This window comes from Curtobacterium sp. MCBA15_012, from assembly GCF_001864935.2.
Lineage (GTDB): Bacteria > Actinomycetota > Actinomycetes > Actinomycetales > Microbacteriaceae > Curtobacterium.
Window position 1 is genome coordinate 2,716,604 of record NZ_CP126267.1, and the last position, 24,998, is coordinate 2,741,601.

The window sequence follows — 24,998 nt, forward strand, 5'->3', positions numbered from 1 at the left end:
AAGCACCTCGCACCACGAAGTCCCGTGGCGCGAGGTGCTTCCGGTTGTGCACGAGCACGCGGCACCACGCGAGTGCGACGTGCGCAGGCGGCCCGCGGCGGCGCGCGCCCCTACGCCCGGCGCCGCACGCGGGGGTCGACGAACGCGTAGACGACGTCGACGACCAGGTTCGCCGTGACGATGAGCAGCGCCGAGAACACCGTGAACCCGACGACCACCTGCAGGTCCAGGGACCGCACCGCGTCGATGAGCAGCGCGCCGAGGCCCTGCATCGAGAACACCTTCTCGGTGATGACCGCCCCGCCGAGCAGCGAACCGAGGTCGAGCCCGAACAGCGTGACCACGGGCAGGATCGCCGTCCGGAGCCCGTGCCGCACGACGACCTGGCGTTCGCGCAGGCCCTTGGCCCGGGCGGTCCGCACGAAGTCCTGCGACATCGACTCGAGCATCTCGCCGCGGGTGAGCCGGGCGTAGATCGCGGCGCTGATGAACGCGAGGACGCACCACGGCAGCACCAGGTGCACGAACCAGCCGACCGGGTCCTCGGCGAACGGCACGTACCCGCTGGTCGGCAGCCACCCGAGGGTGAACCCGAACAGCAGGATCGCGAGCAGTCCGATCAGGTACGCGGGCGAGGACACCCCGGCGACCGCGACGGTCATCACGGCGCGGTCGGCGAGCGACCCGCGGCGCAGGGCCGACACGGTCCCGCCGGCGACCCCGACCACGAGCCAGAGCACGGCGGCACCGACCGCGATCGACGCGGTGACGGGCAGGCGCGACGTGATGAGGTTCGTGACCGAGTCGTGCAGCTGGAACGAGTACCCGAAGCAGGGCGCCGCGCAGCTGATCGTCGAGGCACCGGAGCCGAACGTGCGCCCGGCGAAGATGCCCGCCAGGTACGCGCCGAACTGGGCGATCCAGGGCTTGTCGGTCCCGAGGAACGACTGCACGTCGGCCAGGCGCTCGGGCGTGCACGGCTTGTCGCAGATGGCCTGTGCCGGGTTGGTCGGCAGGAGCATGAACAGCGCGTACGTGACGGCCGCGACGACGAGCAGCACGACGACCGCGCCGAGCACGCGGACGGCCAGGAAGCGGAGGGCGTTCACCGGGCACCTCCGCGCGGGTCGAGGGCGTCGCGCAGGGCGTCACCGAGCACGTTGAAGGCCAGGGTGATGAGGAACAGGGCGGCTCCGGGGAAGACGAGGTACATCGGGTCGGTCTGCACCCAGCCGATCGCGTCGCCGATGCTCCGACCCCACGAGGGCGTCGGCGGCGTGACCCCGACGGCGAGGAACGACAGCGCGGCCTCGGCGCCGATCATCGACGGGATCGAGATCGTGGCGTAGACGGTGATCGTGGCGGAGAGGTTCGGCAGCAGCTGCGTCCGGATGACGTGCCAGCGGCCGGCACCCATCGCGGTCGAAGCGACGACGTAGTTCCGGGTGACGAGGGACAGCGTCTGCCCGCGCACGACCCGGGCGACGGCCGGCCAGCCGAAGAACCCGATCACGAGGACGACGAGCAGCGGCTTCGGGAACGACGTCGGCACGACCGCGGTCAGCGCGATCATGAACACCAACGACGGGAAGCCGAAGATGACGTCGACGACCCGGGACAGCACCCGGTCGTACCAGCCGCCCAGGAACCCGGTCGTGACGCCGACGAGCACGCCGATCACGATCGACATCGCGGTCGCGGCGATCCCGATGCCGAGCGAGGTCCTGGCGCCGTACGTGACGATCGCGAACAGGTCCCGGCCGGTCAGCGGCTCGACGCCGAACCAGTGCGTGCCGCTCACGCCGCCCGCGGGACCGCGCGGGGCGCCGAAGTCGTTCAGCGCGTCGACGTGGTACCGGTACGGGTCCTGCCCGCTCACCGCGGCGATGAGCGGCGCGGCGAGGGCGACGACCACGAACAGCGCGATCACCACGGCGGCCACGACCGCCCACCGGTCCCGGGCGACGCGACGCACGACGGCACGGAAGCCGGTCGTCCGTCCGCTGGCCACGGGGACCGGGCTGTCGACGACGTTCGCGGTCACGGTGCCACTCCTTCCCACGCACGCCAGGCGGCCCGGCGCTCGGCCTGCCGTGCCGGGTCGGCGACCGGCGCCGCGGCGAGCAGCATGCGCGTGTAGTCCTGCTGCGGGTCGTCGAGGACCCGCTCGGTGGTGCCCCGCTCGACGATCCGGCCGCCGTGCAGCACGACGACCTCGTCCGCGAGCTGCCGGACGACGGCGAGGTCGTGGCTGACGAGCAGCATGCCGAAGCCGAACTCGTCCTGCAGGTCGGCGAGCAGGTCGAGCACGGCCGCCTGCACGGTGACGTCGAGGGCGCTCGTGGGCTCGTCGGCGATCACGAGCGCGGGGCGGAGGGCGAGCGCCCGGGCCACGGCCACGCGCTGGCGCTGCCCGCCCGAGAGCTGGTGCGGGAACCGCTCGGCCCACGTCGGGTCGAGCTGGACCGCGGCGAGGAGCTCGGCCACGCGCGCAGCCCGGTCGGCGGGTGACGCCGCCGTGTGCACCAGGAGCGGCTCGGCGATGCTCCACCCGATCGTCTGCCGCGGGTTGAGCGACGACGCCGGGTCCTGGAAGACGATGCCGACGCGGCTGCGGAGCTCGCGCAGCCGCCTGCCGCGGGCGGTGCGGAGGTCGCTGCCGTCCACCTCGACGCTGCCGTGCACGACGGGGACGAGCCCGGCGAGCGCGCGCCCGATGGTCGACTTGCCGGAACCGGACTCCCCCACGAGCCCGAGCGTCCGCCCGGCCTGCAGGTCGAGGTCGATGCCGCTGACGGTCGGCGCACCACGGCGCGCGTAGCGCACGGCGACGTCGCGCAGGCGCGCGACGACCGGACGGGAGGCGCGGCTCGCCTCCGTCGCGTCGCCCACGTCCGTCCCGGGTCGCGCGACCGAAGTGGCGGACCCGTCACGGGCCTCCCCGCCGGCGTCCGTCCCGGGACGTGTGACCGACGTGGCGGACGCGGCACGCGCCTCCCGGCCGCTGCCCGTCTCGAGGACCGGCACCGCGTCGAGCAGCTGCCGCGTGTACGCGGCGGCGGGCCGGGCGAAGACGTCGACGACCGAGCCGGTCTCGACGGGGTCGCCCCGGCGCATCACGAGCACCTCGTCGGCGACGTCCGCGACCACGCCCATGTCGTGCGTGATGAGCAGGACGGCGAGCGAGCGCTCGACGCCGAGCCGACGGAGCAGGTCGAGGATCCCGGCCTGCACGGTGACGTCGAGCGCCGTCGTCGGCTCGTCCGCGATGAGCGCCACCGGGTCGCCCGCGAGCGCCATCGCGATCATCGCGCGCTGCAGCTGGCCACCGGAGAGCTCGTGCGGGTAGGCCTTCCGGATCCGCTGCGGGTCGTCGAGTCCGGCGGACCGCAGGAGCTCGTCGACGCGGGCCGAGACCCCGGCGCGGTCGAGGTCGGTCGGGTGCGCGCGGACGGCCTCGGCGATCTGCGTGCCGATCGACAGGACCGGCGTGAACGAGTTCATCGGCTCCTGGAACACCACGCCGATGCCGGCGCCGCGGACCGCCCGGAGCCGGTCCGCCGAGGCGCCCACGAGCTCGTCGCCGCGGAACCGGACGCTGCCGCTGACCCGAGCCTCGGGTGGGAGCAGACCGAGCACGCTCATCGCGCTCACGGACTTGCCCGACCCGGACTCGCCGACGAGCGCGAGCACCCGGCCGGGTGTCAGGGCGAAGGAGACGTCACGGACGACGGGCTCCGCGTCGCCGAACGCGACGCGGAGCCCCTCGACCTCGAGCAGCGGCGCACTCACTTCGCGAGCGAGACCTTGAGGTAGTTCGGGTACGCCGGGAAGTCCGCGATCCGGAAGTTCTCGACGTTCGAGCCGGCCAGGAAGGACTGCTTCGCGTAGATCAGCGGGACGACGGGTGCGTCGGCCATGATCTTCCGGTCGGCCTCGGCCCAGAGCTGCTGGGCGTCGGACTGGTCGATCGTGCCGGTGGCCTTCGCGATGAGGGCGTCGACCTCGGGGTTGCTGTACTTCGAGACGTTGTAGCCGCCCCCGCCGATCTGCGAGGAGTCGTACAGCGGCTGCAGGTTGGCGTTCGCGCTCGGGAAGTCCGGCTGCCAGCTCGACAGCGACAGGTCGAAGTCGGTGCCGTTCGTGGTCGCCTGCGTGAAGGAGTCGTAGTCGAGCGGCTTCAGCGTGACCTGGATCCCGACGCGCTTCAGGCCGGCCTGGAGCGCCTGCGCCTGTGCGAGGTACGTCGGGTCGTTCTGGGTGACGAGCGTGAGGTTCAGGTCGGTGGCACCGGCCTCCTTGAGGAGCGCCTTCGCCTTGTCGACGTCACCGGTGGGGCTCGTCTTGTAGAGGTCGTAGTCCTTGCGGCCCGCGATGCCGGGCGTGATGAGCGTCGAGGCGTACTCGCCGGCCAGTGCACCACCGGCGGCGATGCGGAACGACTTGCGGTCCACGGCGTACTGCAGCGCCCGGCGCACCTTGAGGTCCTGGAGCTGGCCGCGCTGCGTGTTGATCGCCATGTAGGTGATCGGGCCGGCCTTGCTCGTCGCGAGGCGGTCCTGCGCGGAGGGGTTCGCGCGGACCTGGTTGAGTTCGGCGGCGCCGAGGTAGATCGCGCCGAACGAGTCCTTGGCGTCACCGTTGTCGGCGATCAGGCTCTGGGTGGTGGTCGAGGCGTCCTGCGACTCCTTGAACACGATCTTCGACGGGCCCGCGGTGCGGATGCTGTCGGTCTTCGCGCTCCACTCCTTGTTGCGGACGAGCGTGACCTGCGAGCCCTGCGTGTTCGACTGGACCTGGTACGGGCCGGAGGACACGGGCTTGGCGTCGTACGCACCGGTGTCCGTGCCCTGGCCCTCGGGGACGGGGGCGAACGCCGGCATCGAGGCGAGCCACGGCCAGTCGCCGTACGCGCTGTCCAGCTTGAAGACGATGGTCTTGTCGTCCGGGGTCTCGATGCTGTCGAGGGTCTTCCCCTCGAACGGCCCCTGGTACTCGCTACCGCCGACGAGCAGCGACTTGTGGTAGCTCAGGCCACCGGTCAGGTTCGGGGCGAACGAGCGCTCGATCCCCCACTTGACGTCCTTGGTGGTGATCGGTGTGCCGTCCTGGAACTTCAGGCCGTCCTTGAGCGTGTACGTCCAGGTCTTGCCACCGTCGCTCGACTCGCCCGTCGTGGTGGCGAGGTCCGGCACGACCTTCGCGGTCTTGCCGGGCTCGACGTCCCACGTGGTGAGCCGCCGTGCGACGAGACCCATCGACGTGATCCCGAGGCTCTGGCTCGTCGCCGGGTCGAAGTGCAGCGCGGTCTGGGGCGTGAGGATGTTGAGCGTCCCGCCCTTGCTCGTGCCGGCGGACGCGTCGTCCGAGGCGCTGCCGCCCGTGCAGCCCGTCAGCACCAGGGCTGCGGCTGCGGCGACGGCCGCGGTGATCGTCAAGCGCTTGGGGCGGTGCATGGCGTGCTGCTCCTCGTGGGGGGGTCGTGGGGGTGGCTGCCGCGGCTGGGCGGCTGGCGCCGTCGGTTCGGGTGGCCGGGCGGCGTCCATCCTGACACCGTGCCGCGCGGGCGTCCGAACCCCGCGGGGTCCGGACGACACGGGGCGCAACATTGCAGGACGCAACAGTGTCGGACCCGAGGTGCAACGCGGGTGCGTGCCGGGTATTCCCCGGTGGGTCCGGGAGGCGCGGTGCGGCGCCGCTGGGCCGGTCGCGGCGCGCGGGTGGTCCGGTCGGGCGCGGGGGCGCGCCGCGGCTCAGGTGGTCGGGAGCGCGCGGGCGGCCCGTGTGGCGACGGCGGCCACGGCGAGCGCCGCGCCGAGGAACACCACCGCCAGGATCGCCCACCCGACCGTCCCCATGTCGATCGCCGTGACCGTGACGACGGTCGGCGCGAGCATCGCCGCCACGGCGTAGCCGGTGCCGTACACGCCCTGGTAGGCACCGATCCGGTCGGCCGGTGCGAGCTCGAAGCTCAGCGCCCACCCGGCTGCGCTCGAGGTGATCTCGGCGAGCGAGTGCGCGACCGCCGCCACGACCAACACGGCCGCCGCGACCGCGACCGGCACCCAGTCGTCCCCGCGCACCCACCCGGCCGCCGCCCACAGCCCGCACGCGACCGCCATCACCCAGCCGGCGTGCCGCATCACCCGCGCCGCGCCCGCCACGGTGTCGGTACCGCGGCTCATCCGCACCTGGAGCAGGACCACGGCCACGGTGTTCACGAGCAGGAGCGGCGACACGAGCACGTCCGGTGCGACCGTGTGCTGGACGACCCAGAGCGGCACCGCGACCTCGAACAGTCCGAACTGCATGCCGAACACGCCCGTCAGGGCCGACACCGCGAGGAACCGCACGTCACGGTAGGGGCTGCGGCCCGCGGGCTCCCGGCGGAGGATCGTGCCGGTGTCGGTGCGCTCGGCGGGGGCGGGGTCGACGCGTGCCGCCCGGAGTCCGGCGACGAGGAACGCCGACGAGACGAAGAGCAGCCCCGACACGACCATCGTCACGCGGTACGCCTCGCCCGTCCCGATCGCGAGGGGGATCGCCGCGAGCGCCGTACCGACGCCGATGCCGACGTTCGTCACGGTGCGCATGGTCGCGCGCACCCGGACGCGGTCCGGTCCCGGGAAGGCCCGGCCGACCGCGGCACTGCGGACCGAGCCGCCGCCCTGCTGCGCGAGCGTGACGACCGAGGCCGTGAGGATCAGCGTCGGGAGGTCGTGCACGAGCACGTAGGCGACCAGCGCCGTGCCCTGGACGACGTGCAGCCAGACGAGCATGCGACGGGCGCTGTACCGGTCGGCCAGGTGCCCGAAGACCAGCGAGGACGCGACGCCGACCGCACCGGCCACCGTGAGCCCGAGGCCGACCGCGACCGGGGGGATGCCGACGATCGTGATGAGGTAGAGCGACGTCAGCGTGAAGAAGGCGCCGCGGCCCAGGGTGTCGACGAGCGTGACGGTGAGCAGGCGTCGGAGCGTGGTGTCCCGGCGGACGAGTTCGCGGATCGGGACCTGCTGCTCGGCGGTGCTCATCCCACAGTTCTGGCAGGGACGGGGTGCCGGGCGAACGGATGTAGGTTCGGGCTTCATGATCCGCTACCGCCTCGAACCGTCGGACGTGTCGGCCGTCCGGTTCGGGATCTCGCCGCTGTCCGAACTCGGGCTCGGACTCCGCGCGTTCCGGGAGCCGGAGCGGTACCCGTTGCAGCGCCCGTGGACCGACCGCGTCGCGGGGGTCCTGCCGTTGCTCGACCGCGAGGTCCTGTCCGGGCTCGTCGACGACCGCCGGTGGGTGGCGGACTTCGTGAACCCGCGGCCCGACTCACCGCTGACGTCGTTCGACGACGAGCTCCGTGCCCTCGGTCGGATCCGGCCGGAGCGACTCCGCGGGGACCTCGAGCGCGTGCACGGCACGGTCCCCGCGGTGTTCACCGGACGCCACGACCGCGTGGTCGAACGGCTCCAGCAGGCCCTCGCGACGACGTGGGAGCTGTGCTTCGCGCCGTACTGGCCGCGGATGCGCCGCGTGCTGCAGGCGGACGTCACCCACCGCGGCCGGGTCGCTGCGCACGAGGGGGTCGGCGCGGTGCTCGCCGGGCTGTCCGAGAGCGTGCGGTTCGACGGCCGGCACGTGGACGTCCGCCTGAGCAGTCCGATCGCCCGGGACCGGCCCGTGCAGGGCGAGGGGCTCACGCTCGTGCCGTCCGTGTTCGTCGTCCGGGCGTCGACGCCGATCGACGACGACCTGCCCCCGACGGTGATGTACCCGGCCCGCGGGCAGGGCGCCATGTGGTCGACCGCGTCCCACCCCGACGCCGGAGCCGTGCGGGACCTGCTCGGCCGGACCCGGGCGGCGCTGCTCGAGGCCCTGGGCGAGCCGTCGTCCTCGACCGACCTGGCGATGCGCTTCGGGGTGTCGACGTCGGCAGTGAACCAGCACCTGCGCGTGATGGAGCGCGGCGGGCTGCTCAACCGCACGCGGTACGGCCGGGCGGTCCTGTACTACCGCAGCACGGTCGGCGACGCACTCCTCCGGCGGGAGTGACCGCCGCCCCTCAGTCCTCGGGGTCGAGCCGCCCCAGCCACGAGCGCAGCACGTCCTGGAGCAGCCGCTGCTCACGCGCGGGGACCAGGTCGAGCAGTCGCCGCTCGTTCGCCATGTGCGCCGTGAAGGCCGCGTCGATCAGCTGCAGCCCGGCCGCTGTGAGGCGCACCGCCCGGCCCCGACCGTCGGCGTCGCTCACACGCCGCACCACGAGCCCGGAACGTTCGAGCCGGTCGAGCCGTTTCGTCATCCCACCGCTCGTCACCATCGTGGAGGCGGCGAGGTCGCCGGCGCTCCGCTCGTAGGGTGCCCCGGCCCGACGCAGCGCCGCCAGGACGTCGAACTCCCCTTCGCTGAGGCCGTGCTCGGCGTACACGGCAGTGATCTCCTCGGTGAGCCGCGCCGCCAACCGGTGCAGGCGTCCGACGACCCCCTGCGGCGCGACGTCGACGTCGGGACGCTCGCGGCGCCACTCCTCCTGGATGCGCGCGACCCGGTCCTGGCGTTCGTCGTCTCCGTCCACGAGCACCACTGTACCTTCCCGGGAAGCTATGTTGTCTTCCATGGAAGACAACAAGCGGTGGATCCTCGTCGCGGCGCTGGCACCCGTCCTGTGGGGCAGCACCTACTTCGTCACGAGGACGTTCCTCCCACCCGGTGCCCTCTGGGGCGGGACCCTCCGCGCGCTCCCGGCGGGACTCCTCCTGCTCGCGATCGTCCGGCGGGTGCCGCACGGCTCGTGGTGGTGGAAGGCCGTGGTGCTCGGCGTGCTGAACGTCGGCGGGTTCTTCGTGCTCGTGTACCAGGCGGCGCAGCTGCTGCCCTCGAGCATCGCGTCGACCGTCATGGCGACCGCACCGATCACCCTCGCGCTCCTGGCCTGGGCCGTCCTCGGCGAGCGTCCGTCCGGGTGGCGCCTGGCCGGGGCCACCGTGGGCATCGGCGGCGTCGCGCTGCTCCTCCTCGGCGGGGCCGGGCACGTCGACGGCACCGGTGTCGTGACGTCGGTCGCGGCGATGGGGGCGTCCTCGCTCGGCTTCGTCCTCGGCAAGAAGTGGAACCCGGAGGTCGGTGTCCTCCCGTCCACCGCGTGGCAGCTCGTCGTCGGGGGCATCGTCCTGCTGCCGGCCGCGTTCCTCGTCGACGGTCCGCCGCCCCACCTCGGGTCGGCGGCGCTCGCGGCCACCGTGTGGCTCACGCTCGCCGCGACCGCCGTCGCGTACCTGACGTGGTTCACGGCACTCGACCACCTCCGCGGGGACGTGATCGGACTGGTCGGGTTGCTCAACCCGGTCGCCGGCGTGATGCTCGGCGTGATGGTCGGTGGCGAAGCCCTCGGGACGCGTCAGCTGATCGGCCTCGGGCTCGTCCTGACCGGCATCGCCGGACCGCTGCTGCTCGGACCGCGGGGCACCACCACGGTGGCTCCCGCCGCGCGCGCACACCCCTAGCGGTCGAACAACCCACCGAGGAAGTCACTGCCGAGGTTCGACGCCTGCTCGCCCAGCCCACCGGCCTGCTCGCCGAAGCCCGCGACCTGCTCACCCAGCCCGCCGGCCTGCTCACCGAGTCCGCCGAGGAACTCCCCGCCACCGGCGGCGACGCCCTCGAAGTCGACGCCGAGGTCCGCGGCACCCGCGAGGACCGGCCCGGCAGCGGCACTGAGGACCGCTCCCCCGGCGACGGCGACCGCGAGGCCGCCGACCGCCATCGCACCGGCACCGACCGCCGCGCCGCCCGCGAAGGAGCCACCCCGGCCGCCGAGGGCACGCCGGAGGAGTCCGGGCCGCGCGACCTCGGCGCGGGTCGCCGCACGGGCCATGCCGCCGGCGGAGTCGTCGCGCAGGTGCTCGTGTGGCGGCAGCTCGGAGTTGAGGCGGTCACGGACCTGCTGGCGCTGCGCGGGCGTGAGCCGGGCGAAGGCGTCGTGGTGGACCTGCTCGAGACGCTCCGGGGGCGCCGTGCGGAGCAGGTAGTCGTACTTCGCGAGGGCGACCGCGTCCGGGTCGACGTGCCCGCGCTGCTGCGGTCGCTGACCGTGCTGCTGCGACTGTCCGTACGACTGCTGGCCGTGCTGCTGCGACTGTCCGTACGACTGCTGCTGGGGCGCCTGCTCCCGCTGCCGGTCGTCCCCGGTCAGTTTGTCCGCCGCGGTCCGGACGATGTTGCGCCAATCGGTCCCACCCGACGACTGCGGGGTCGCGGAGTCCGGGCTCCTTTGCCCGCGCTGCTTCTGCATCTGCTTGTCGATGACCTTCGAGGCCATGCCGAGGATCCGGTTGAGGTTCGCCATGACCCAACCTTTGTGATCACACATGTGAGCACTCAGCATCGCAGCCGTGCCCCAGCCGTCGAACGCCTGCGCATCTCCTGAGGCAGGCGTCGGCAGCCGACAGTTCCCGTGGACACCCGCACGTGGTACATCACCGGACACTCCGGTAGTCTCTCCGCGGCTGCGGGACCGCCGGACCGCAGCCAGGCGGACGAGCGAGGCCCGGACCTGCTGGAACAGATCCGGGCCTCAGTTCGCCTTCCGAGTGGAAAGCCAGGGATGCATCACCATCCCCGAGCTCGTCGCTCGGATCGATGGTAGCCGAGCCCGCTCGGCACCGCATCCCTGACCGGAAGCTCCTCGTGTCCGCCGGCGACGACACCGGGAGGTCATCGATGTCGCGAGACGACGACGACCGGACCAGGCGTCAGGCGTTGTGGCTGGGGGTCGCGAGCTTGCTCGTGAACTCCGTCCGGCTCCTGGTCGACCTGCTCCGCAAGGGCTAGGGAAGCGGGTGCCCCTCGTCGCAGCCGGCGGCGAGGGGCACCCCCGCCGTCAGGCCAGCAGCCGCGCCAGGAACGCGTTGCGGAACCGCCCGGTCGGGTCGAGGTCCCGCGCGAGGGCTGCGAAGTCGTCGAGCCGCGGGTACGCCTCGTGCAGGCGCTCGACACCCGCTGCGGAGACCTTGCCCCAGTGCGGCCGCGGGTCGAACGGCGCGAGGACCTCCTCGATCCGCTCGACCGCCGCCGCGACGGCCGCGGGGTCCCGACGGAAGGTGAAGTGCAGGCCCACCGACTGCCGACCGGTCGAGGGCGCGAGCCACGCGGTGTCCGCGGCGATCGTCCGGACCTCGGCGGCGATGAGGATCGGCGCGAACACGTCGTGCAGCGGGCGGAGCGTCTCGAGCGCGGCGACGGCGGACGCCGCCGGGACGAGGTACTCCGCCTGGATCTCCGCGCCGGTGGACGGCGTGAAGGTCGACCGGAAGTGCGGCAGCCGTTCGGACCACGGCCCGGGGACGCCGCCCTGCTCGGTGACGCCGGCGGTGTCGTTCTCTCCGGGGTGCACGGGCCCGGTCGCGCGTCGGGCACCGAGCGCGACGAGGTCGACCGACGGCGCGGGCTCGTCGACGCGGTGCTTCGTCCAGACCTGGCGGGCGCCGCGGTCGTCGAACGCCGTGAACAGCGAGACCGAGTAGGCGTCGGACACCACCGCCTCGAAGTGTCCGAGCACCGCGTCCCACGGCAGGTCGAGGTGCACGGTCGTCGCGACCCGGAACGTCGGCTCGATCGCGAGCTCGACCGCGGACACGACGCCGAGCGCGCCGAGCGCCACCCGGTGCGCGTCGAGCGCACCGTCCGGCGAGGACGCGTCGACGACCGCGAGCGAGCCGTCCGCGCGGACGACCTCGAGTCCGACCACCGCCTGCGCGAGCGAGGGGTTGCGGACGCCCGAGCCGTGCGTCCCGGTCGCGACCGCACCGGCCACCGAGATGTGCGGCAGGGACGCGAGGTTCGCGAGGGCCCAGCCACGGGCCTCCAGGCCGGCGGCCACCTGCGCGTGCGTCATGCCGGCGGCGACCCGCACCACCCGACGCTCGGCGTCGACGTCGAGCACGGGCGGCAGCCCGGCGAGCGTGACCTGGACGGCGTCGGTGTCGGCGATCTCGTTGAACGAGTGCGTCGAGCCGAGCGCCGTCAGGCGCGGTGTGGCCGCGACGAGCTGCTGCAGGTCCGCCACCGAGGTGGGGCGGGCCAGCGCGGAGGCACGGTACGTGACGTTCCCGGCCCAGTTGGTGCGCGTCGTCGCGGCCACGGTCACGGTCCTAGAACCCGCGGTCGAGCCGGTGCCACGCCTGCTGCAGGCGGAGCTCGTCCGTGAACGCGCGGGCGGTGGTGTGCTCGTCGATGACCAGGAACTCGGTGCCGACCATCGTCGCGAGGTCCTCGACCACCTGCAGGCCCACGGCCGTCGTCATCACGGTGTGGTGCGCGGCCCCGGCGGTGAGCCAGGCCTCCGCGGCGACCGGGAAGGACGGGCGCGGCTCCCACACGGCACGGCCGACCGGGAGCTTCGGCAGCGCCTCGGTCGGGGGCACCACGTCGACGACGTTCGCGGTGAGGCGGAAGCCGTCGCGGGTGTCGGACAGCGCGACGACCACGGCCTCGCCCGCGTCGGCGGTGAAGACCAGGCGGACCGGGTCGTCCTTGCCGCCGATGCCGAGCGGGTGGACCTCGAGCGTCGGCGTCGCGGTGGTGAGCGTCGGCGAGACCTCCAGCATGTGGGCGCCGAGGATCTTCTCCGCACCCGGGGTGAGGTCGTACGTGTAGTCCTCCATGAGCGACGCGCCACCGGGGAGCCCGGCGCCGGCGACGTTCATCGCGCGGACCAGGACGGCGGTCTTCCAGTCGCCCTCGGCGCCGAAGCCGTAGCCGTCCGCCATCAGCCGCTGCACCGCGAGGCCGGGCAGCTGCTTGAGCGTGCCGAGGTCCTCGAAGTTCGTGGTGAACGCGGCGCTGTCGTTCTGCTCGAGCAGGGCGCGGAGGCCGAGTTCGATCGCGGCGCCGTCGCGCAGCGCGTCGTGGCGGTCGCCGCCGTTCCGCAGCGCCGGCACCACGTCGTAGTCGCGCTCGTACGCCGCGACGAGGGCGTCCACCGCCGCGGTGTCCGCCTCCGCGTCCGCGACGGCCGCAGCGAGCTCGTTCACGGCCCAGGTGTTCACCTGCACGCCGAGCTCGATCTCGGCCTCGGTCTTGTCGCCCTCGGTGACGGCGACGTACCGCATGTTGTCGCCGAAGCGCGTGAGCTTGAGCGACCGGACGGCGGCGGCACCGGCCGCGGCACGGGTCCAGTCGGACACGCGCTGCTGCACGCGCGGGTCGGACACGTGGCCGACCGCGGTCGCGTGGCGGACGCCGAGGCGCGCCAGGGCGTACCCGAACTCGCGGTCGCCGTGCGCGGCCTGGTTGAGGTTCATGAAGTCGAAGTCGATGTCGCCCCACGGGAGCGCGACGTTCGCCTGCGTGTGCAGGTGCAGGAGCGGCTTCGTGAGGGCCTGCAGGCCGCCGATCCACATCTTCGCCGGGCTGAACGTGTGCATCCACGTGGTGACACCGATGACCTTGTCGTCGCTGCTGGCCTCGACGAGGGCGCGGCGGATGCCGTCGGCGTCCTTGAGGACGGGCTTCCACACGAGCTTCACCGGCAGCGCTCCGGCGAGCTCGGCGTGCACGGCCCGGCTCTGCTCCTCGACCTGGCGGAGGGTCTCCTCGCCGTACAGGCCCTGCGACCCGGTGAGGAACCAGACCTCGTAGCTGTCCAGGGTGGCCTGGGGGTTCACCTGCGTCATCGCATGGCTCCTTCGGGGTTCTGTCCGTAGACGTTCTGGTAGCGATCGAAGAGTCGATCGACGTTCTCCGGCGCGATCGGGACGAGCTCGCCGCCCTGCTTCGCGATGTGCACGGTGCGGGCGACGTCCTCGCACATCACCGCGGCCTTGACGGCGTCCTTCGCGTCCTTGCCGATCGTGAACACGCCGTGGTTCTGCATGAGCACCGCGCGGGAGCGGTGGCCGGCGAGGGTGTCCACGATGCCGCGGCCGATCGAGTCGTCGCCGATGATCGCGAACGGGCCGACCGGGATCGGGCCGCCGAACTCGTCCGCCATCGCGGTGATCACGCAGGGGATCTCCTCGGCGCGGGCCGCCCACGCGGTCGCGTAGGTCGAGTGCGTGTGCACGACCCCGCCCACCTCGGGCATGTTCCGGTAGACGAAGGCGTGCGCGGCGGTGTCGGAGGACGGGCCGTGCGCGTTGCCCCACCCCTCGGCCGGCACGCCGTCGAGGGTGCAGACGACCTGGTTCTCCGGGGTGAGGTCGTCGCTCGACACCCCGCTCGGCTTGATCACGAACAGGTCGGTGCCGGGCACGCGCTCGGACACGTTGCCGCCGGTCCAGATGACCAGGCCGTAGCGGACGAGCTCGCCGTGCAGGCGGGCCACGCGCTCGCGCGCGCGGGCGACGGCCGCCTTCGTCTCCTCGGTCGGCGCGCTCGGGGCGGTCGGGGCGGTCGGGGTCGCGTCCGTCATGCGGCTGGCTCCTGCTCGGTCTGGAGGCGCGGCTCGGCCTCGTCGGTCGGCTCGGCCTGGTCGGCCGGTGCGTCGGTGCGGGTGGTCGCGGCCGCCACGGCCTGCACGGGCAGGGCCGCGCGGTAGCGGTCGAGGTAGGTCCGGAAGCCCGCGACGTCGGTCGGGTCGGGTTCGGCCACGTGCACGGCGTCGCCGCCGAACACGGTGTCGGCCAGGAAGTCGGCGAGCGTGCGGTCGGTGTGCTCGAGGTACGCCGCGAGCACGGCGATCCCCCACGCACCGCCCTCGCCCGCGGTCTCCTCGAGGGCGACGGGGACGCGCAGGGCCGCCGCGAGCAGGCGCTGCGGTGCGCCCGGGGTCCGGAAGAGCCCGCCGTGCGCGGTCATCCGGTCGACCGCGACGTCCTCGCCGTGCAGGACCTCCATGCCGATCGCGAGGGTGGCGAACGCGCCGTGCACCTCGGAGCGGACGAGGTTGCCGAGCGTGAACCGGGCGCCGGGGGTGCGGAGGAGCAGGGGGCGCCCGTCCTCGACACCCGTGACGGGTTCGCCGGCCAGGTAGTTGAAGGAGAGCAGCCCGCCCGCGTCCGGCTCGGCGTCGGCCGCCTCGGCGAGCAGCGTCGCGTAGACGTCGTCGATCGCGACGGCGGCGCCACCCGTGCGCTCGCTCGTCGCCTGGGCGAAGCGGCCGAACACCCGTGCCCACGCGGCGATCTCGCTCGCGCCGTTGTTGCAGTGCACCATCGCGACGGCGTCGCCGGACGGGGTGGTGACCACGTCGAGTTCCTCGTGCGGCGTGCCGAGGGGACGTTCGAGGACGACCATCGCGAAGATGCTCGTGCCGACGCTGACGTTGCCGGTGCGGGGTGCGACGGCGTTCGTCGCGACCATGCCCGTGCCGGCGTCGCCCTCCGGCGGGCAGAAGGCCACGCCGGGCTGCAGGGTCCCGGTCGGGTCGAGCCACGCGGCGCCCTCGGGGGTGAGCGCGCCGGCGTCCTCGCCCGCGACGAGCACCTCGGGCAGCAGGGCGCGGAGGTCCGGGACCGCCTCGCCGAGCAGCTCCTGCGTGGTCGCCAGCATGTCGTGGTCCCAGTCACGGCGACCAGGCTCCCCCGGGCCGCTGTCGACGGGCGCGCTGTCGATCGGGAAGACGCCGCTCGCGTCGCCGACGCCGAGGACGTCCTGCCCGGTCAGACGTCGGTGCACGTAGCCCGCGAGGGTCGTGATGCCGGCGACCTGCGCCACGTGCGGCTCGTCGTCGAGGACGGCCTGCACGAGGTGCGCGATCGACCAGCGCTGCGGCACGTTGAAGTCGAGCGCGGCGCTCAGCCGTTCGGCCGCGGGGCCGGTCGAGGTGTTCCGCCACGTGCGGAACGGCACGAGCAGCTCGCCGTCCTGGTCGAACGGCAGGTAGCCGTGCATCATCGCGGAGACGCCCGCGGCGCGGAAGCTCGTCGGTCGGACGCCGTACTGCCGTTCGACGTCGGCGACCAGGTCGGCGTAGGCCGCACGGAGCCCGGTCTCGACGGCGAGGAGCGAGTAGGTCCACCGTCCGTCGACGTACTCGTTCTCCCACTCGTGGGACCCGGCGGCGATCGGGACGAGGTCCTCGTCCACCAGGCACGCCTTGATGCGGGTCGACCCGAGCTCGATGCCGAGCGTCGTCCGCCCGTCCTCGACCTGTCGTCGGCGGTCGTCGCTCATGTGTCCTCCTGAGACCTCGTCGTCCTCCGTGAGCGCTCACATCCTGGCACGTGAGCGCTCACTCGCGCAACGTGCGACTCGCCGTGCGGGCGGCGGGTGTCGCGTGGGGCCCTCGGCGACGACCAGCGCGGCTAGGCGCTGCGCCGCACCACCAGCTCGGGCAGCAGCAGCGTCTCGTCGCGCGGCTCGCCCTCGACCAGGGCGCGCACGGACTCGAGCACCCGCTGCCCCATCGCCATGAAGTCCTGCCGCACGGTGGTGAGCGGCGGGGTGAAGTGCGCGGCCTCGGGGACGTCGTCGAACCCGACCACCGCCACGTCGTCGGGCACCCGGAGGCCGTCGTCGGCGAAGGCGTGCAGGACCCCGAGCGCCATCTGGTCGTTCCCGGCGAACACCGCGTCGACGACCGCGGTGTCGATCTGGCGTGCGGCCGCGAACCCGCTCGCGGGGGTCCAGTCGCCGTCGAGCACGACGGGGGTCAGCCCGGCCTCGCGCATGATCCGCACGTAGGTGTCGCGGCGGACCTCGGACTCCTGCGACACGGCGGGACCGGCGACGTGGACGACGTGCCGGTGCCCGCGGCCGAACAGGTGCTCCATGACGAGGGTCGTGCCGGCGGCCTGGTCGATCGCGACCGCGGCGACGCTCGGCGCCACCGGGGTGCGGACCGCGTCGCGCTGCACGGCGTTCGCGACCACGACCGGGACGGTCACCGGGATCGTCAGCGACTCGAGGGCCGCGAGCACGCGGTTGTCGGCCGCGACGAGCACGATCGCGGCGACGTCCTGGGCGAGCAGCGTGGTGAGCGCGCCGGACAGGTCGGCGGGCCGAGGGGCGTCGGGCAGCGTGGACAGCAGCACGTGGTAGCCGGCGGACCGTGCGGCGCGTTCGAACCCGATCGAGGTGCTCGACGGCCCGTACAGCGCGTCGCCCGCGGTGATGATGCCGAGCGCCCGACTCCGTCCGCCGGCGAGGGCCCGGGCGGCGGCGCGGGGCCGGTAGCCGAGCGCCGTCACGGCGTCGGTGACCTGCGAGCGGAACTGCTCGCGGACCGTCGGGTCGCCGTTGATCACCCGGGACACCGTCTGGTGGGAGACGCCCGCGCGCTCGGCGACGTCGAAGATCGTGGGGGCCTTGCGGCGTCTGCCGCCGGCGCTCCCGAGCGCGGTCGTGGTCGTCACGTGGCAGAGCGTACCGCCCGGGTCGTCCGGCTCCGCAACCCCTCCGACCGGTGGCGAGCGGGCCCCGCTCCCCGCTGCGGGAAGCCGCACGCCCCGCCGGAACATCCCGTCACCGCGACGGGGGAGTTGACACCCCGGCACGGAACACCCCATCATGTGAGCGCTCACACGAGCACATCCCAGCGGGGCACAGCAGCCCCAGCACCTGAGCGCGTCGACGTCGACGCGAGAGGAACAGAGGTACTTCGATGATGAAGCGCAGGATCATCGCGGGGGTCGCGGCCCTCGGCATCGCGTTCTCCCTGGCAGCATGCTCGGCCGGTGGCCGTGGTGCGACCGACAGCGGCGCCGGCAGCGGCGACAACAAGGGCGCGCTCGTCGGCGTGGCCATGCCCACCAAGGTCTCCGAGCGGTGGATCAAGGACGGCGACGCCGTCAAGAGCGACCTCGAGAAGGCCGGCTACAAGGTCGACCTCGAGTACGGCGACAACAAGGTCCAGCAGCAGGCCCAGCAGGTCAGCAACATGATCACCAAGGGCGCGAAGGTCCTGATCATCGCGTCGATCGACGGTGGCGCCCTGTCCGACCAGCTCGACGCCGCCGCCAAGGCCGGCATCAAGGTGATCTCGTACGACCGCCTGCTCACCGGCAACAAGAACGTCGACTACTACGTGTCGTTCGACAACGAGAAGGTCGGCGTCGACCAGGCCAACTCGCTGCTGACCGGCCTCGGGCTGCTCGACAAGGACGGCAAGAAGACGGACGAGAAGGGTCCGTTCAACATCGAGGTGTTCGCCGGCTCGCCCGACGACAACAACGCCACGTTCTTCTTCAACGGCGCGATGAAGACCCTCAAGCCGTACCTCGAGGACGGCACGCTGAAGATCGGCTCCGGCCAGGACGGCTTCACGCAGGCCGCCACGCAGCAGTGGGACCCGGCGACCGCCAAGGCCCGCATGCAGAACCTCGTCGCGAAGTCGTACTCCGGCGGCACCAAGCTCGACGGTGTCCTGTCGCCCTACGACGGCATGTCGATCGGCATCATCTCGGCCCTGCAGGGCGCCGGCTACGGCTCGGGTGACCGTCCCCTCCCGGTGATCACCGGTCAGGACGCCGAGGCCGCCTCGGTCAAGTCGATCATCGCGGGCCAGCAGTACTCCACCATCTACAAGGACACGCGCAAGCTCGCGAAGCAGTCCGCGACGATGGCCGAGGACCTGCTCGCCGGCAAGAAGCCCGAGGTCAACGACACCAAGAGCTACGACAACAAGGTCAAGGTCGTCCCGACCTACCTGTTCCAGCCCACGGTCGTCACGAAGGACAACTACAAGGAAGTCCTCGTCGACTCGGGGTACTACACCGAGGCCGACCTCAAGTAGGTCCTGCCCCATCTGACGGACAGGAGGCGCGGTGCCAGCGCGCACCGCGCCTCCTGTCCGTCTCCACCAGCGCGCGCACGCGCGCACGACGGAAAGGCGTCCACATGGCGGACACCATCCTCGAGATGCGGGACATCACCAAGACCTTCCCCGGGGTCAAGGCCCTGCAGGGCGTCAGCATCGAGGTCGAGCGCGGTCAGGTCCACGCGATCTGCGGCGAGAACGGCGCGGGCAAGTCCACGCTGATGAAGGTCCTGTCGGGCGTCTACCCGCACGGCTCCTTCGACGGTGAGATCCTGCTCGACGGTCAGCCGGTGAAGTTCGGCTCCATCAACGACTCCGAGGCCGCGGGCGTGGTGATCATCCACCAGGAGCTCGCCCTCAGTCCCTTCCTCTCGATCGCCGAGAACATCTTCCTCGGCAACGAGCGCGCCACCGGCGGGCTCATCGACTGGAACAAGACGAACCTCGAGGCCGCGGCGCTGCTCAAGCGCGTCGGGCTCAAGGACAACCCGGTCACGAAGATCGTGGACATCGGCGTCGGCAAGCAGCAGCTCGTCGAGATCGCGAAGGCGCTGTCCAAGGAGGTGAAGCTCCTCATCCTCGACGAGCCCACCGCCGCGCTGAACGACGACGACTCCGAGCACCTGCTCGAGCTGATCCGCACGCTGCAGGCCGAGGGCATGACGGCGATCATCATCAGCCACAAGCTCAACGAGATCAAGGCGATCGCCGACAAGGTCACGATCATCCGCGACGGCCAGACCATCGAGACCCTCGACATGCACGCCGGCGAGGTCTCCGAGGACCGCATCATCCGCGGCATGGTCGGTCGCGACCTGTCCAACCGGTACCCGGAGCACGAGCCGAAGATCGGCGAGGAACTCCTGCGCATCGAGGACTGGACCGTCCACCACCCGCTCGACGCCTCGCGCGAGATCATCCACCAGGCCAACCTCACGGTCCGCGCGGGCGAGATCGTCGGCATCGCCGGGCTCATGGGCGCCGGCCGCACCGAGCTCGCGATGAGCGTCTTCGGCCACTCGTACGGCGCCGGCATCTCGGGCACCGTCTACAAGCGCGGCGTGCCGATCAAGACGAACACCGTGACCCGGGCGATCGACAACGGCATCGCCTACGCGACCGAGGACCGCAAGCGCTACGGCCTGAACCTCATCGACGACATCAAGCGGAACGTCTCCGGCTCGGCGCTCGGGAAGCTCGCGCAGTGGGGCTTCGTGAACGGCTCGAAGGAGACGACCGTCGCCGGCCAGTTCCTGAAGAGCATGAACATCAAGGCGCCGTCGGTGAACGCGGTGACCGGGAAGCTCTCCGGCGGCAACCAGCAGAAGGTCGTCCTGTCGAAGTGGATGTACGCCGACCCCGACGTGCTCATCCTCGACGAGCCGACGCGCGGCATCGACGTCGGCGCGAAGTACGAGATCTACACGATCATCAACCAGCTCGCGGACCAGGGGAAGGGCATCATCGTCATCTCCTCGGAGCTGCCGGAACTCCTCGGCATCTGCGACCGCATCTACACGCTCTCCGAGGGCACGATCACCGCTGACGTGCCCCGCTCCGAGGCCACGCCCGAGGTCCTCATGCAGTACATGACCCAGGAACGGGAGACCACCGTCAAATGAACGCGCTCAAGTCCGCCGCCGGCTACCTCACCGGGCAGCTCCGACAGATCGGCCTGTTCATCGCGCTGATCGTCATCGTGATCTTCTTCCAGGCGACGACCGGCGGGATCACCCTCGCGCCGATCAACGTCTCGAACCTGATCGTCCAGAACAGCTACATCCTCATCCTCGCCATCGGCATGGTGATGGTCATCATCGCGGGCCACATCGACCTGTCGGTCGGCTCGGTCGTCGCCTTCACGGGCGCCATGGCCGGCGTGATGATCACGCAGTGGGGCATCCCGTGGCCGATCGCGGTCGTCCTGTGCCTCGTGCTCGGTGGCCTCGTGGGCGCCTGGCAGGGCTTCTGGATCGCCTACTTCGGCATCCCGGCGTTCATCGTGACGCTGGCGGGCATGCTCGCCTTCCGCGGTGCGGCGCAGATCGTCCTGCAGAACCAGCAGATCTCACCCTTCCCGGACGGCTTCCGCTCGCTCGGCTCCGGCTTCCTGCCGTCGTTCGGCACCTCGGGCTACGAGCCGCTGACGATGATCCTCGGCTTCGCGGCCGCCGCGATCATGGTCGTCGTCTCGCTGCGCGGTCGCGCCACCCGCCGCAAGTACCAGCTCGAGAGCGAGCCGCTCGTGTGGTTCCTCGTCAAGCTCGCGTTCGGCGTCGTGCTCGTCGTCTACGTGTCGCTCCTGCTCGCCAGCTACAACGGCACCCCGATCGTGCTCGTCGTGCTCGGCCTGCTCGTGGTCGTCTACTCGGTCGTCATGCGCAGCGCGGTCTTCGGTCGCCACGTGTACGCGATCGGTGGCAACGCCCTCGCGGCGCAGCTGTCCGGCGTGAAGACCAAGCGCGTCACGTTCCTGCTCTTCGTGAACATGGGCGTCATCGCGGCCCTGGCGGGCGTGGTCTTCACCGGCCAGCTCAACCTCGCCGCCCCGGGTGCCGGCAACGGCTTCGAGCTCGACGCCATCGCGGCCGTGTTCATCGGTGGCGCAGCCGTCACCGGCGGCATCGGCACGGTGCCGGGCGCGATCATCGGTGGTCTCATCATCGGCATCCTGAACAACGGCATGTCGATCCTCGGTGTCGGTACCGAGTACCAGTCGCTCATCAAGGGCCTGGTGCTGCTCGCCGCCGTCGCGTTCGACGTGTTCAACAAGCGTCGGGCCGCGTCCGCGCGCAAGTAGGGGTCTCCCCTCCCCCGGATGGAGCAGGAGACGTCGGGTCGCTGTCAGGCACCCGACGTCTCCTGCTCCATCGCTGCGTTGCGGGGGCGTCAGGACGTCAGGACCGCCCACCCCGCGGCCGGGAGGCGTAGGCTCCCGTCCCGCAGGTCGCCACCGCCCGCCTCGACCCGCGTCGCGTCGGCCGCGGGCACCTCGACCGGCTCGTCCGCCAGGTTCAGGGCGGTCACCACGGCGGCGTCCGCGGTCGCGGTCCGGAGCACGACCGCGGTGTTCGTCAGGTGCAGGACGTCGGTGTGCGCCCGGTGCAGCCACGGCATCCGCCGCCGGAGTGCGACGAGCGCCTGGTACGTGCGGGTCAGGTCGCTGGGCTCCGGCGGCACCGCGGGCAGCGCCGGACGCACCGCGTCGTCCCCGCCCTCGCGCTCCTCCTTCACGGCGGTCCAGCCGTACTCGTCGCCCGCGTAGACCACGGGCGTGCCGGCCACCGTGAACAGCACCGCGGCGGCGTGCGCGGCGAACCGCTCCCCCACCGCGCTCGCGATGCGCGTCACGTCGTGGTTGCCGACGAACGTGGTGGGGACGAACGTGCCGAGCAGGGCGTCGTGCCGCTCCACCGCGTGCGCGAGCTCGAAGCAGTTCCGGTCGGCGATGCCGTGCCAGATCCCCTGCCACAGCTCGTACTGCGTGACCGAGTCCATCGTCGACGCGGTCACGATCGCCGCGGCGTCGCCGTGGATGACCTCGCCGCTGCACCAGGCGTCCGGGAAGCGTTCGCGCACGCGCGGCAGCACCCGGGCCCAGAACGCCGGCGGCACCGCGTAGGCCGCGTCGAGCCGCCACCCGTCGACCCCGCGGTCGAGCCAGTACGTCATCACCTCGACGACGAGGTCCTCGGTCGCCCGGCTGTCGTGGTCGAGGGCGACGAGGATGTCGTGCCCCTCGAAGTCGGCGACGGGCACGGGGTCGCCCGCGCTCCAGCCCGACCGGTCGACGGCGAACAGGTCGACGGTCGGGGCGTCCGGCCCCTGCTCCTCGAGGGCGCGGAACGCGGGGTGCTCCCGCCCGACGTGGTTGAACACGCCGTCGAGCAGCACCCGGACCCCACGCTCGTGCGCCGCCGCGACGAGTGCGGTGAGGTCCGACTCGTCGCCGAGCCGGGAGTCGACGCGGAAGTGGTCGACGGTGTCGTAGCCGTGGGTGCTGCTCGCCGAGACGGGCCCGAGCAGCAGGCCGTTCAGCCCGAGGTCGACCACGTGGTCCAACCAGCCCGTCAGCCGGTCGAGGCGGTGCTCGACGGGCCGCTCGTCGACGGGGGAGTCGGGGCGCACCGCGGCGTCGACCGCGCCGAGCGGGTAGACGTGCCACCACATCGCGTGCTCGACCCAGGCGGGCTCCTGCCGGGGTGCGGGGCGGCCGGGGGCGTCGTCGTGACGGTCGGTGTCGGGACGGTCGGTGGCGGTGCGCTCGGTGTCGTCGGTCACCGGGACGATGCTGCCACCCGTACCTGGGCTGTGCGCCCGGGTGGACAGCGGGACGAGGATGGACGCATGGGACGAGCGATCAGGACGGCCGCCGACGCCGAGGCGGTCGAGCAGGCGCACGGCGAGCGCACCTGCGCCGCGTGCGGGCGACGGATGCCGTCCTCGGCGGGGCCGGACACGAAGTGGTGCTCGGCGGCCTGCCGGAAGCACGGCGTCGACGCCACCGACCGGGCGCTCGAACAGCGCATCGACGAGCTCTTCGCGGCGCGCGCCCGGACCGCGAGCATCTGCCCGTCCGAGGTCGCACGGTCCCTCGATCCCGACGACTGGCGGCCCCTGATGGAGCCGGCACGACGGGCCGCCCGGCGCATGGTCGCCCGCGGCGAGGTCGAGATCACGCAGCACGGCAGCGTCGTCGACCCGTCGACCGCGAAGGGACCGATCCGGATCCGGCGTCCCCGGTAGGGAACACCCGTCACCCGCGGGCGTTGCAGTCGGGGATGACCTCGACCACGCGCACCACCACCGACCAAACCTCCGACCGGCCCGAAGCGCTCGTCGTGGGGGCCAGCGGCATCACCGGCTCGGCGCTCGTCGACCACCTGCTCGACCTCGGCTGGCGGGTGACGGCGCTCTCCCGCAGACCGCTCGCCCGGGACGGCGTCCGGACCGTCGCGGCCGACCTCCGCGACCCGGACTCGCTCGCCGCGGCACTCGCCGACGAGCGGCCGACCCACGTGTTCTTCACCGCGTGGCAGCGCCAGGACACCGAGGCCGAGAACATCCGCGTCAACGGCGGCATGGTCCGTGACCTCCTCGCGGCGCTCGCACACGCACCCCTCGCCCACGTCGCCCTGGTCACCGGGCTGAAGCACTACCTCGGCCCGTTCGAGGCGTACGCCGCCGGGGTCGTCCCGGACACGCCCTTCCACGAGGAGGAACCGCGGCTCGACACCCCGAACTTCTACTACGCGCAGGAGGACGAGCTGTTCGCGGCCGCCGCGCGCCAGGGCTTCACGTGGTCGGTGCACCGTTCGCACACCGTGATCGGCCACGCGGTCGGCAACGCCATGAACATGGGCCTCACGCTCGCGGTGCAGGCGACGCTCGTCAAGGAGCTCGACCTCGACTTCGTGTTCCCCGGCAGCGCGGCCCAGTGGAACGGGCTCACCGACATGACCGACGCCGGACTCCTCGCCGAGCACATGGTCTGGGCGGCGACGAGCCCCGAGGGCGCGGACGAGGCGTTCAACGTCGTCGACGGCGACGTCTTCCGCTGGCGGTGGATGTGGCCCCGGCTGGCCGCGCACCTCGGGGTGGACCCGGCGCGGGTCGTCGGCTTCGCGGACCGGTCGCGACCGCTCGAGGAGCAGATGGCGCCGCACGTGTCCGCGTGGCCCGCGATCGCCGAGCGGCACGGCCTGGTGGAGTCGGACGTCACACGCCTGGCCTCGTGGTGGCACACCGACGCCGACCTCGGGCGCGAGATGGAGGTCGTCACCGACATGGGCAAGAGCCGCGAGGCCGGGTTCACCGGGTACCGCCGCACGGACCGCGCGTTCGCGGAACTGTTCGACCGGTACCGCGCGGACCGACTGGTCCCGTAGCCCGCGGGCCACTGCCTGGCGGTCGGCCGACCCAGCGGTCGGCCCGCGCCTGCACCGCCGGTCGTCGTACCCCGTTCTCGTGGACGGGGTACACGAACCTCCGGCTGGGCCGCGAGCGGGTGGGAGGCCCGTGGTTGTGTCAGGTGCACAGGCGCCGGGGTCCCTCGGCGGATCCCCGCAGGAAGGAAGCACCATGTCGCTCGCAGACAAGGCCAAGGACGTCACGCAGAAGGTCGTCGGCAAGGTCGAGGAGACCGTCGGCAAGCACACCGACGACGCCGAACTGACCCACCAGGGCCAGAAGGACCAGGTCATGGGCGAGGCTCGCCTCGACAAGGAGAAGGCCAAGGACGCGTTCGAGGGCAAGTGACCCTCGCTCGACCCTGACGCCCGCACCGTTCGTCGGTGCGGGCGTTCGT

22 protein-coding genes are annotated in these 24,998 nt (G+C 72.3%); 9 read left to right on the top strand and 13 right to left on the bottom strand.

Annotated features, from left to right (window positions below; all coding sequences use genetic code 11):
* Window positions 1–110 precede the first annotated feature (110 nt).
* The 5 genes from QOL15_RS12475 to QOL15_RS12495 all read right to left on the bottom strand — a co-directional run bounded on the left by QOL15_RS12475 (window position 111) and on the right by QOL15_RS12495 (window position 7,034).
* The gene (locus tag QOL15_RS12475; RefSeq protein WP_071247872.1) at window positions 111–1,109 is read right to left on the bottom strand and encodes an ABC transporter permease; all 999 of its coding nucleotides are present in this window, start codon (window positions 1,107–1,109) and stop codon (window positions 111–113) included.
* The gene (locus tag QOL15_RS12480; protein WP_071247868.1) at window positions 1,106–2,044 is read right to left on the bottom strand and encodes an ABC transporter permease; all 939 of its coding nucleotides are present in this window, start codon (window positions 2,042–2,044) and stop codon (window positions 1,106–1,108) included. Before QOL15_RS12480 ends, QOL15_RS12475 begins: the two co-directional genes overlap by 4 nt.
* Window positions 2,041–3,792 (bottom strand): ABC transporter ATP-binding protein, encoded by a 1,752-nt coding sequence (locus tag QOL15_RS12485; RefSeq protein ID WP_071247865.1) that lies wholly within the window; start codon window positions 3,790–3,792, stop codon window positions 2,041–2,043. The genes QOL15_RS12480 and QOL15_RS12485 overlap by 4 nt, the downstream gene beginning before the upstream one ends.
* Entirely contained in the window at window positions 3,789–5,456 is a 1,668-nt protein-coding gene (locus tag QOL15_RS12490; RefSeq protein WP_071247862.1) for an ABC transporter substrate-binding protein, read from the bottom strand. The genes QOL15_RS12485 and QOL15_RS12490 overlap by 4 nt, the downstream gene beginning before the upstream one ends.
* Before the next feature lie 297 nt (window positions 5,457–5,753).
* On the bottom strand, window positions 5,754–7,034 hold the full coding sequence (locus tag QOL15_RS12495) for an MFS transporter (protein WP_065962162.1): 1,281 nt from the start codon (window positions 7,032–7,034) through the stop codon (window positions 5,754–5,756).
* Between the two features lie 55 nt (window positions 7,035–7,089).
* On the opposite strand from QOL15_RS12495, the gene QOL15_RS12500 reads away from it, so the two are divergent.
* The gene (locus QOL15_RS12500) at window positions 7,090–8,046 is read left to right on the top strand and encodes a DUF5937 family protein (protein ID WP_071247859.1); all 957 of its coding nucleotides are present in this window, start codon (window positions 7,090–7,092) and stop codon (window positions 8,044–8,046) included.
* 10 nt (window positions 8,047–8,056) lie between these two features.
* Here the strand turns inward: QOL15_RS12500 and QOL15_RS12505 are convergent, their stop codons facing one another.
* Window positions 8,057–8,569: a MarR family winged helix-turn-helix transcriptional regulator gene (locus tag QOL15_RS12505; protein WP_254784130.1), complete on the bottom strand. Its 513-nt coding sequence runs from the start codon at window positions 8,567–8,569 to the stop codon at window positions 8,057–8,059.
* 40 nt (window positions 8,570–8,609) lie between these two features.
* Between QOL15_RS12505 and QOL15_RS12510 the strand changes: the two genes are divergently transcribed.
* A complete protein-coding gene (locus tag QOL15_RS12510) occupies window positions 8,610–9,497 on the top strand; it encodes a DMT family transporter (protein ID WP_071247851.1) in 888 nt (295 codons plus the stop codon).
* Here the strand turns inward: QOL15_RS12510 and QOL15_RS12515 are convergent.
* Window positions 9,494–10,339: a hypothetical protein gene (locus QOL15_RS12515; RefSeq protein ID WP_071247848.1), complete on the bottom strand. Its 846-nt coding sequence runs from the start codon at window positions 10,337–10,339 to the stop codon at window positions 9,494–9,496. The two genes, QOL15_RS12510 and QOL15_RS12515, sit on opposite strands and share 4 nt — an antisense overlap.
* Window positions 10,340–10,632: 293 nt before the next feature.
* On the opposite strand from QOL15_RS12515, the gene QOL15_RS12520 reads away from it, so the two are divergent.
* Window positions 10,633–10,824, top strand: coding sequence for a hypothetical protein (locus tag QOL15_RS12520; RefSeq protein ID WP_065962172.1), 192 nt, complete (start codon window positions 10,633–10,635; stop codon window positions 10,822–10,824).
* A gap of 49 nt (window positions 10,825–10,873) precedes the next feature.
* Here the strand turns inward: QOL15_RS12520 and QOL15_RS12525 are convergent, their stop codons facing one another.
* The 5 genes from QOL15_RS12525 to QOL15_RS12545 all read right to left on the bottom strand — a co-directional run bounded on the left by QOL15_RS12525 (window position 10,874) and on the right by QOL15_RS12545 (window position 17,288).
* The gene (locus tag QOL15_RS12525) at window positions 10,874–12,133 is read right to left on the bottom strand and encodes an FAD-binding protein (RefSeq protein WP_071247984.1); all 1,260 of its coding nucleotides are present in this window, start codon (window positions 12,131–12,133) and stop codon (window positions 10,874–10,876) included.
* Between the two features lie 10 nt (window positions 12,134–12,143).
* Window positions 12,144–13,667, bottom strand: coding sequence for an L-arabinose isomerase (gene araA / locus QOL15_RS12530; RefSeq protein WP_071247845.1), 1,524 nt, complete (start codon window positions 13,665–13,667; stop codon window positions 12,144–12,146).
* Window positions 13,664–14,404 (bottom strand): L-ribulose-5-phosphate 4-epimerase, encoded by a 741-nt coding sequence (locus tag QOL15_RS12535; protein WP_071247842.1) that lies wholly within the window; start codon window positions 14,402–14,404, stop codon window positions 13,664–13,666. Before QOL15_RS12535 ends, araA begins: the two co-directional genes overlap by 4 nt.
* Window positions 14,401–16,107 carry a xylulokinase gene (locus tag QOL15_RS12540; protein WP_065962178.1) on the bottom strand — a complete coding sequence of 569 codons (1,707 nt, stop codon included), beginning with the start codon at window positions 16,105–16,107 and terminating at the stop codon, window positions 14,401–14,403. The genes QOL15_RS12535 and QOL15_RS12540 overlap by 4 nt, the downstream gene beginning before the upstream one ends.
* 131 nt (window positions 16,108–16,238) lie before the next feature.
* A complete protein-coding gene (locus QOL15_RS12545; protein ID WP_065962180.1) occupies window positions 16,239–17,288 on the bottom strand; it encodes a substrate-binding domain-containing protein in 1,050 nt (349 codons plus the stop codon).
* A 248-nt stretch (window positions 17,289–17,536) separates the two neighbouring features.
* Between QOL15_RS12545 and chvE the strand changes: the two genes are divergently transcribed.
* The 3 genes from chvE to mmsB all read left to right on the top strand — a co-directional run bounded on the left by chvE (window position 17,537) and on the right by mmsB (window position 21,491).
* Complete coding sequence (gene chvE, locus QOL15_RS12550; RefSeq protein WP_065962182.1) at window positions 17,537–18,667, top strand: multiple monosaccharide ABC transporter substrate-binding protein; 1,131 nt, start codon at window positions 17,537–17,539, stop codon at window positions 18,665–18,667.
* A 104-nt stretch (window positions 18,668–18,771) separates the two neighbouring features.
* Window positions 18,772–20,313 (top strand): multiple monosaccharide ABC transporter ATP-binding protein, encoded by a 1,542-nt coding sequence (gene mmsA, locus QOL15_RS12555; protein WP_065962184.1) that lies wholly within the window; start codon window positions 18,772–18,774, stop codon window positions 20,311–20,313.
* Window positions 20,310–21,491, top strand: coding sequence for a multiple monosaccharide ABC transporter permease (mmsB, locus tag QOL15_RS12560; RefSeq protein ID WP_065962187.1), 1,182 nt, complete (start codon window positions 20,310–20,312; stop codon window positions 21,489–21,491). Before mmsA ends, mmsB begins: the two co-directional genes overlap by 4 nt.
* A gap of 89 nt (window positions 21,492–21,580) precedes the next feature.
* Here the strand turns inward: mmsB and QOL15_RS12565 are convergent, their stop codons facing one another.
* Window positions 21,581–22,861, bottom strand: coding sequence for an alpha-amylase family glycosyl hydrolase (locus tag QOL15_RS12565; protein ID WP_071247982.1), 1,281 nt, complete (start codon window positions 22,859–22,861; stop codon window positions 21,581–21,583).
* Window positions 22,862–23,038: 177 nt separating this feature from the next.
* On the opposite strand from QOL15_RS12565, the gene QOL15_RS12570 reads away from it, so the two are divergent.
* The 3 genes from QOL15_RS12570 (at window position 23,039) to QOL15_RS12580 (ending at window position 24,949) form a co-directional block, all read left to right on the top strand.
* Complete coding sequence (locus tag QOL15_RS12570) at window positions 23,039–23,437, top strand: DUF3253 domain-containing protein (RefSeq protein ID WP_071247838.1); 399 nt, start codon at window positions 23,039–23,041, stop codon at window positions 23,435–23,437.
* Between the two features lie 35 nt (window positions 23,438–23,472).
* Window positions 23,473–24,579 carry an SDR family oxidoreductase gene (locus QOL15_RS12575; RefSeq protein ID WP_071247835.1) on the top strand — a complete coding sequence of 369 codons (1,107 nt, stop codon included), beginning with the start codon at window positions 23,473–23,475 and terminating at the stop codon, window positions 24,577–24,579.
* A gap of 193 nt (window positions 24,580–24,772) precedes the next feature.
* On the top strand, window positions 24,773–24,949 hold the full coding sequence (locus tag QOL15_RS12580; RefSeq protein WP_139197513.1) for a CsbD family protein: 177 nt from the start codon (window positions 24,773–24,775) through the stop codon (window positions 24,947–24,949).
* Window positions 24,950–24,998 lie beyond the last annotated feature (49 nt).

Excerpts from the sequence above, each read along its gene's own strand:
- mmsA (WP_065962184.1), top strand. The coding sequence starts at position 18,772 with ATGGCGGACACCATCCTCGAGATGCGGGACATCACCAAGACCTTCCCC.
- QOL15_RS12495 (WP_065962162.1), bottom strand. The coding sequence starts at position 7,034 with ATGAGCACCGCCGAGCAGCAGGTCCCGATCCGCGAACTCGTCCGCCGG.
- QOL15_RS12565 (WP_071247982.1), bottom strand. The coding sequence starts at position 22,861 with ATGTGGTGGCACGTCTACCCGCTCGGCGCGGTCGACGCCGCGGTGCGC.
- QOL15_RS12510 (WP_071247851.1), top strand. The coding sequence starts at position 8,610 with ATGGAAGACAACAAGCGGTGGATCCTCGTCGCGGCGCTGGCACCCGTC.
- QOL15_RS12570 (WP_071247838.1), top strand. The coding sequence starts at position 23,039 with ATGGGACGAGCGATCAGGACGGCCGCCGACGCCGAGGCGGTCGAGCAG.
- QOL15_RS12540 (WP_065962178.1), bottom strand. The coding sequence starts at position 16,107 with ATGAGCGACGACCGCCGACGACAGGTCGAGGACGGGCGGACGACGCTC.
- QOL15_RS12535 (WP_071247842.1), bottom strand. The coding sequence starts at position 14,404 with ATGACGGACGCGACCCCGACCGCCCCGACCGCCCCGAGCGCGCCGACC.
- QOL15_RS12500 (WP_071247859.1), top strand. The coding sequence starts at position 7,090 with ATGATCCGCTACCGCCTCGAACCGTCGGACGTGTCGGCCGTCCGGTTC.
- QOL15_RS12515 (WP_071247848.1), bottom strand. The coding sequence starts at position 10,339 with ATGGCGAACCTCAACCGGATCCTCGGCATGGCCTCGAAGGTCATCGAC.
- chvE (WP_065962182.1), top strand. The coding sequence starts at position 17,537 with ATGATGAAGCGCAGGATCATCGCGGGGGTCGCGGCCCTCGGCATCGCG.
- QOL15_RS12575 (WP_071247835.1), top strand. The coding sequence starts at position 23,473 with ATGACCTCGACCACGCGCACCACCACCGACCAAACCTCCGACCGGCCC.
- araA (WP_071247845.1), bottom strand. The coding sequence starts at position 13,667 with ATGACGCAGGTGAACCCCCAGGCCACCCTGGACAGCTACGAGGTCTGG.
- QOL15_RS12520 (WP_065962172.1), top strand. The coding sequence starts at position 10,633 with ATGGTAGCCGAGCCCGCTCGGCACCGCATCCCTGACCGGAAGCTCCTC.
- mmsB (WP_065962187.1), top strand. The coding sequence starts at position 20,310 with ATGAACGCGCTCAAGTCCGCCGCCGGCTACCTCACCGGGCAGCTCCGA.
- QOL15_RS12490 (WP_071247862.1), bottom strand. The coding sequence starts at position 5,456 with ATGCACCGCCCCAAGCGCTTGACGATCACCGCGGCCGTCGCCGCAGCC.
- QOL15_RS12580 (WP_139197513.1), top strand. The coding sequence starts at position 24,773 with ATGTCGCTCGCAGACAAGGCCAAGGACGTCACGCAGAAGGTCGTCGGC.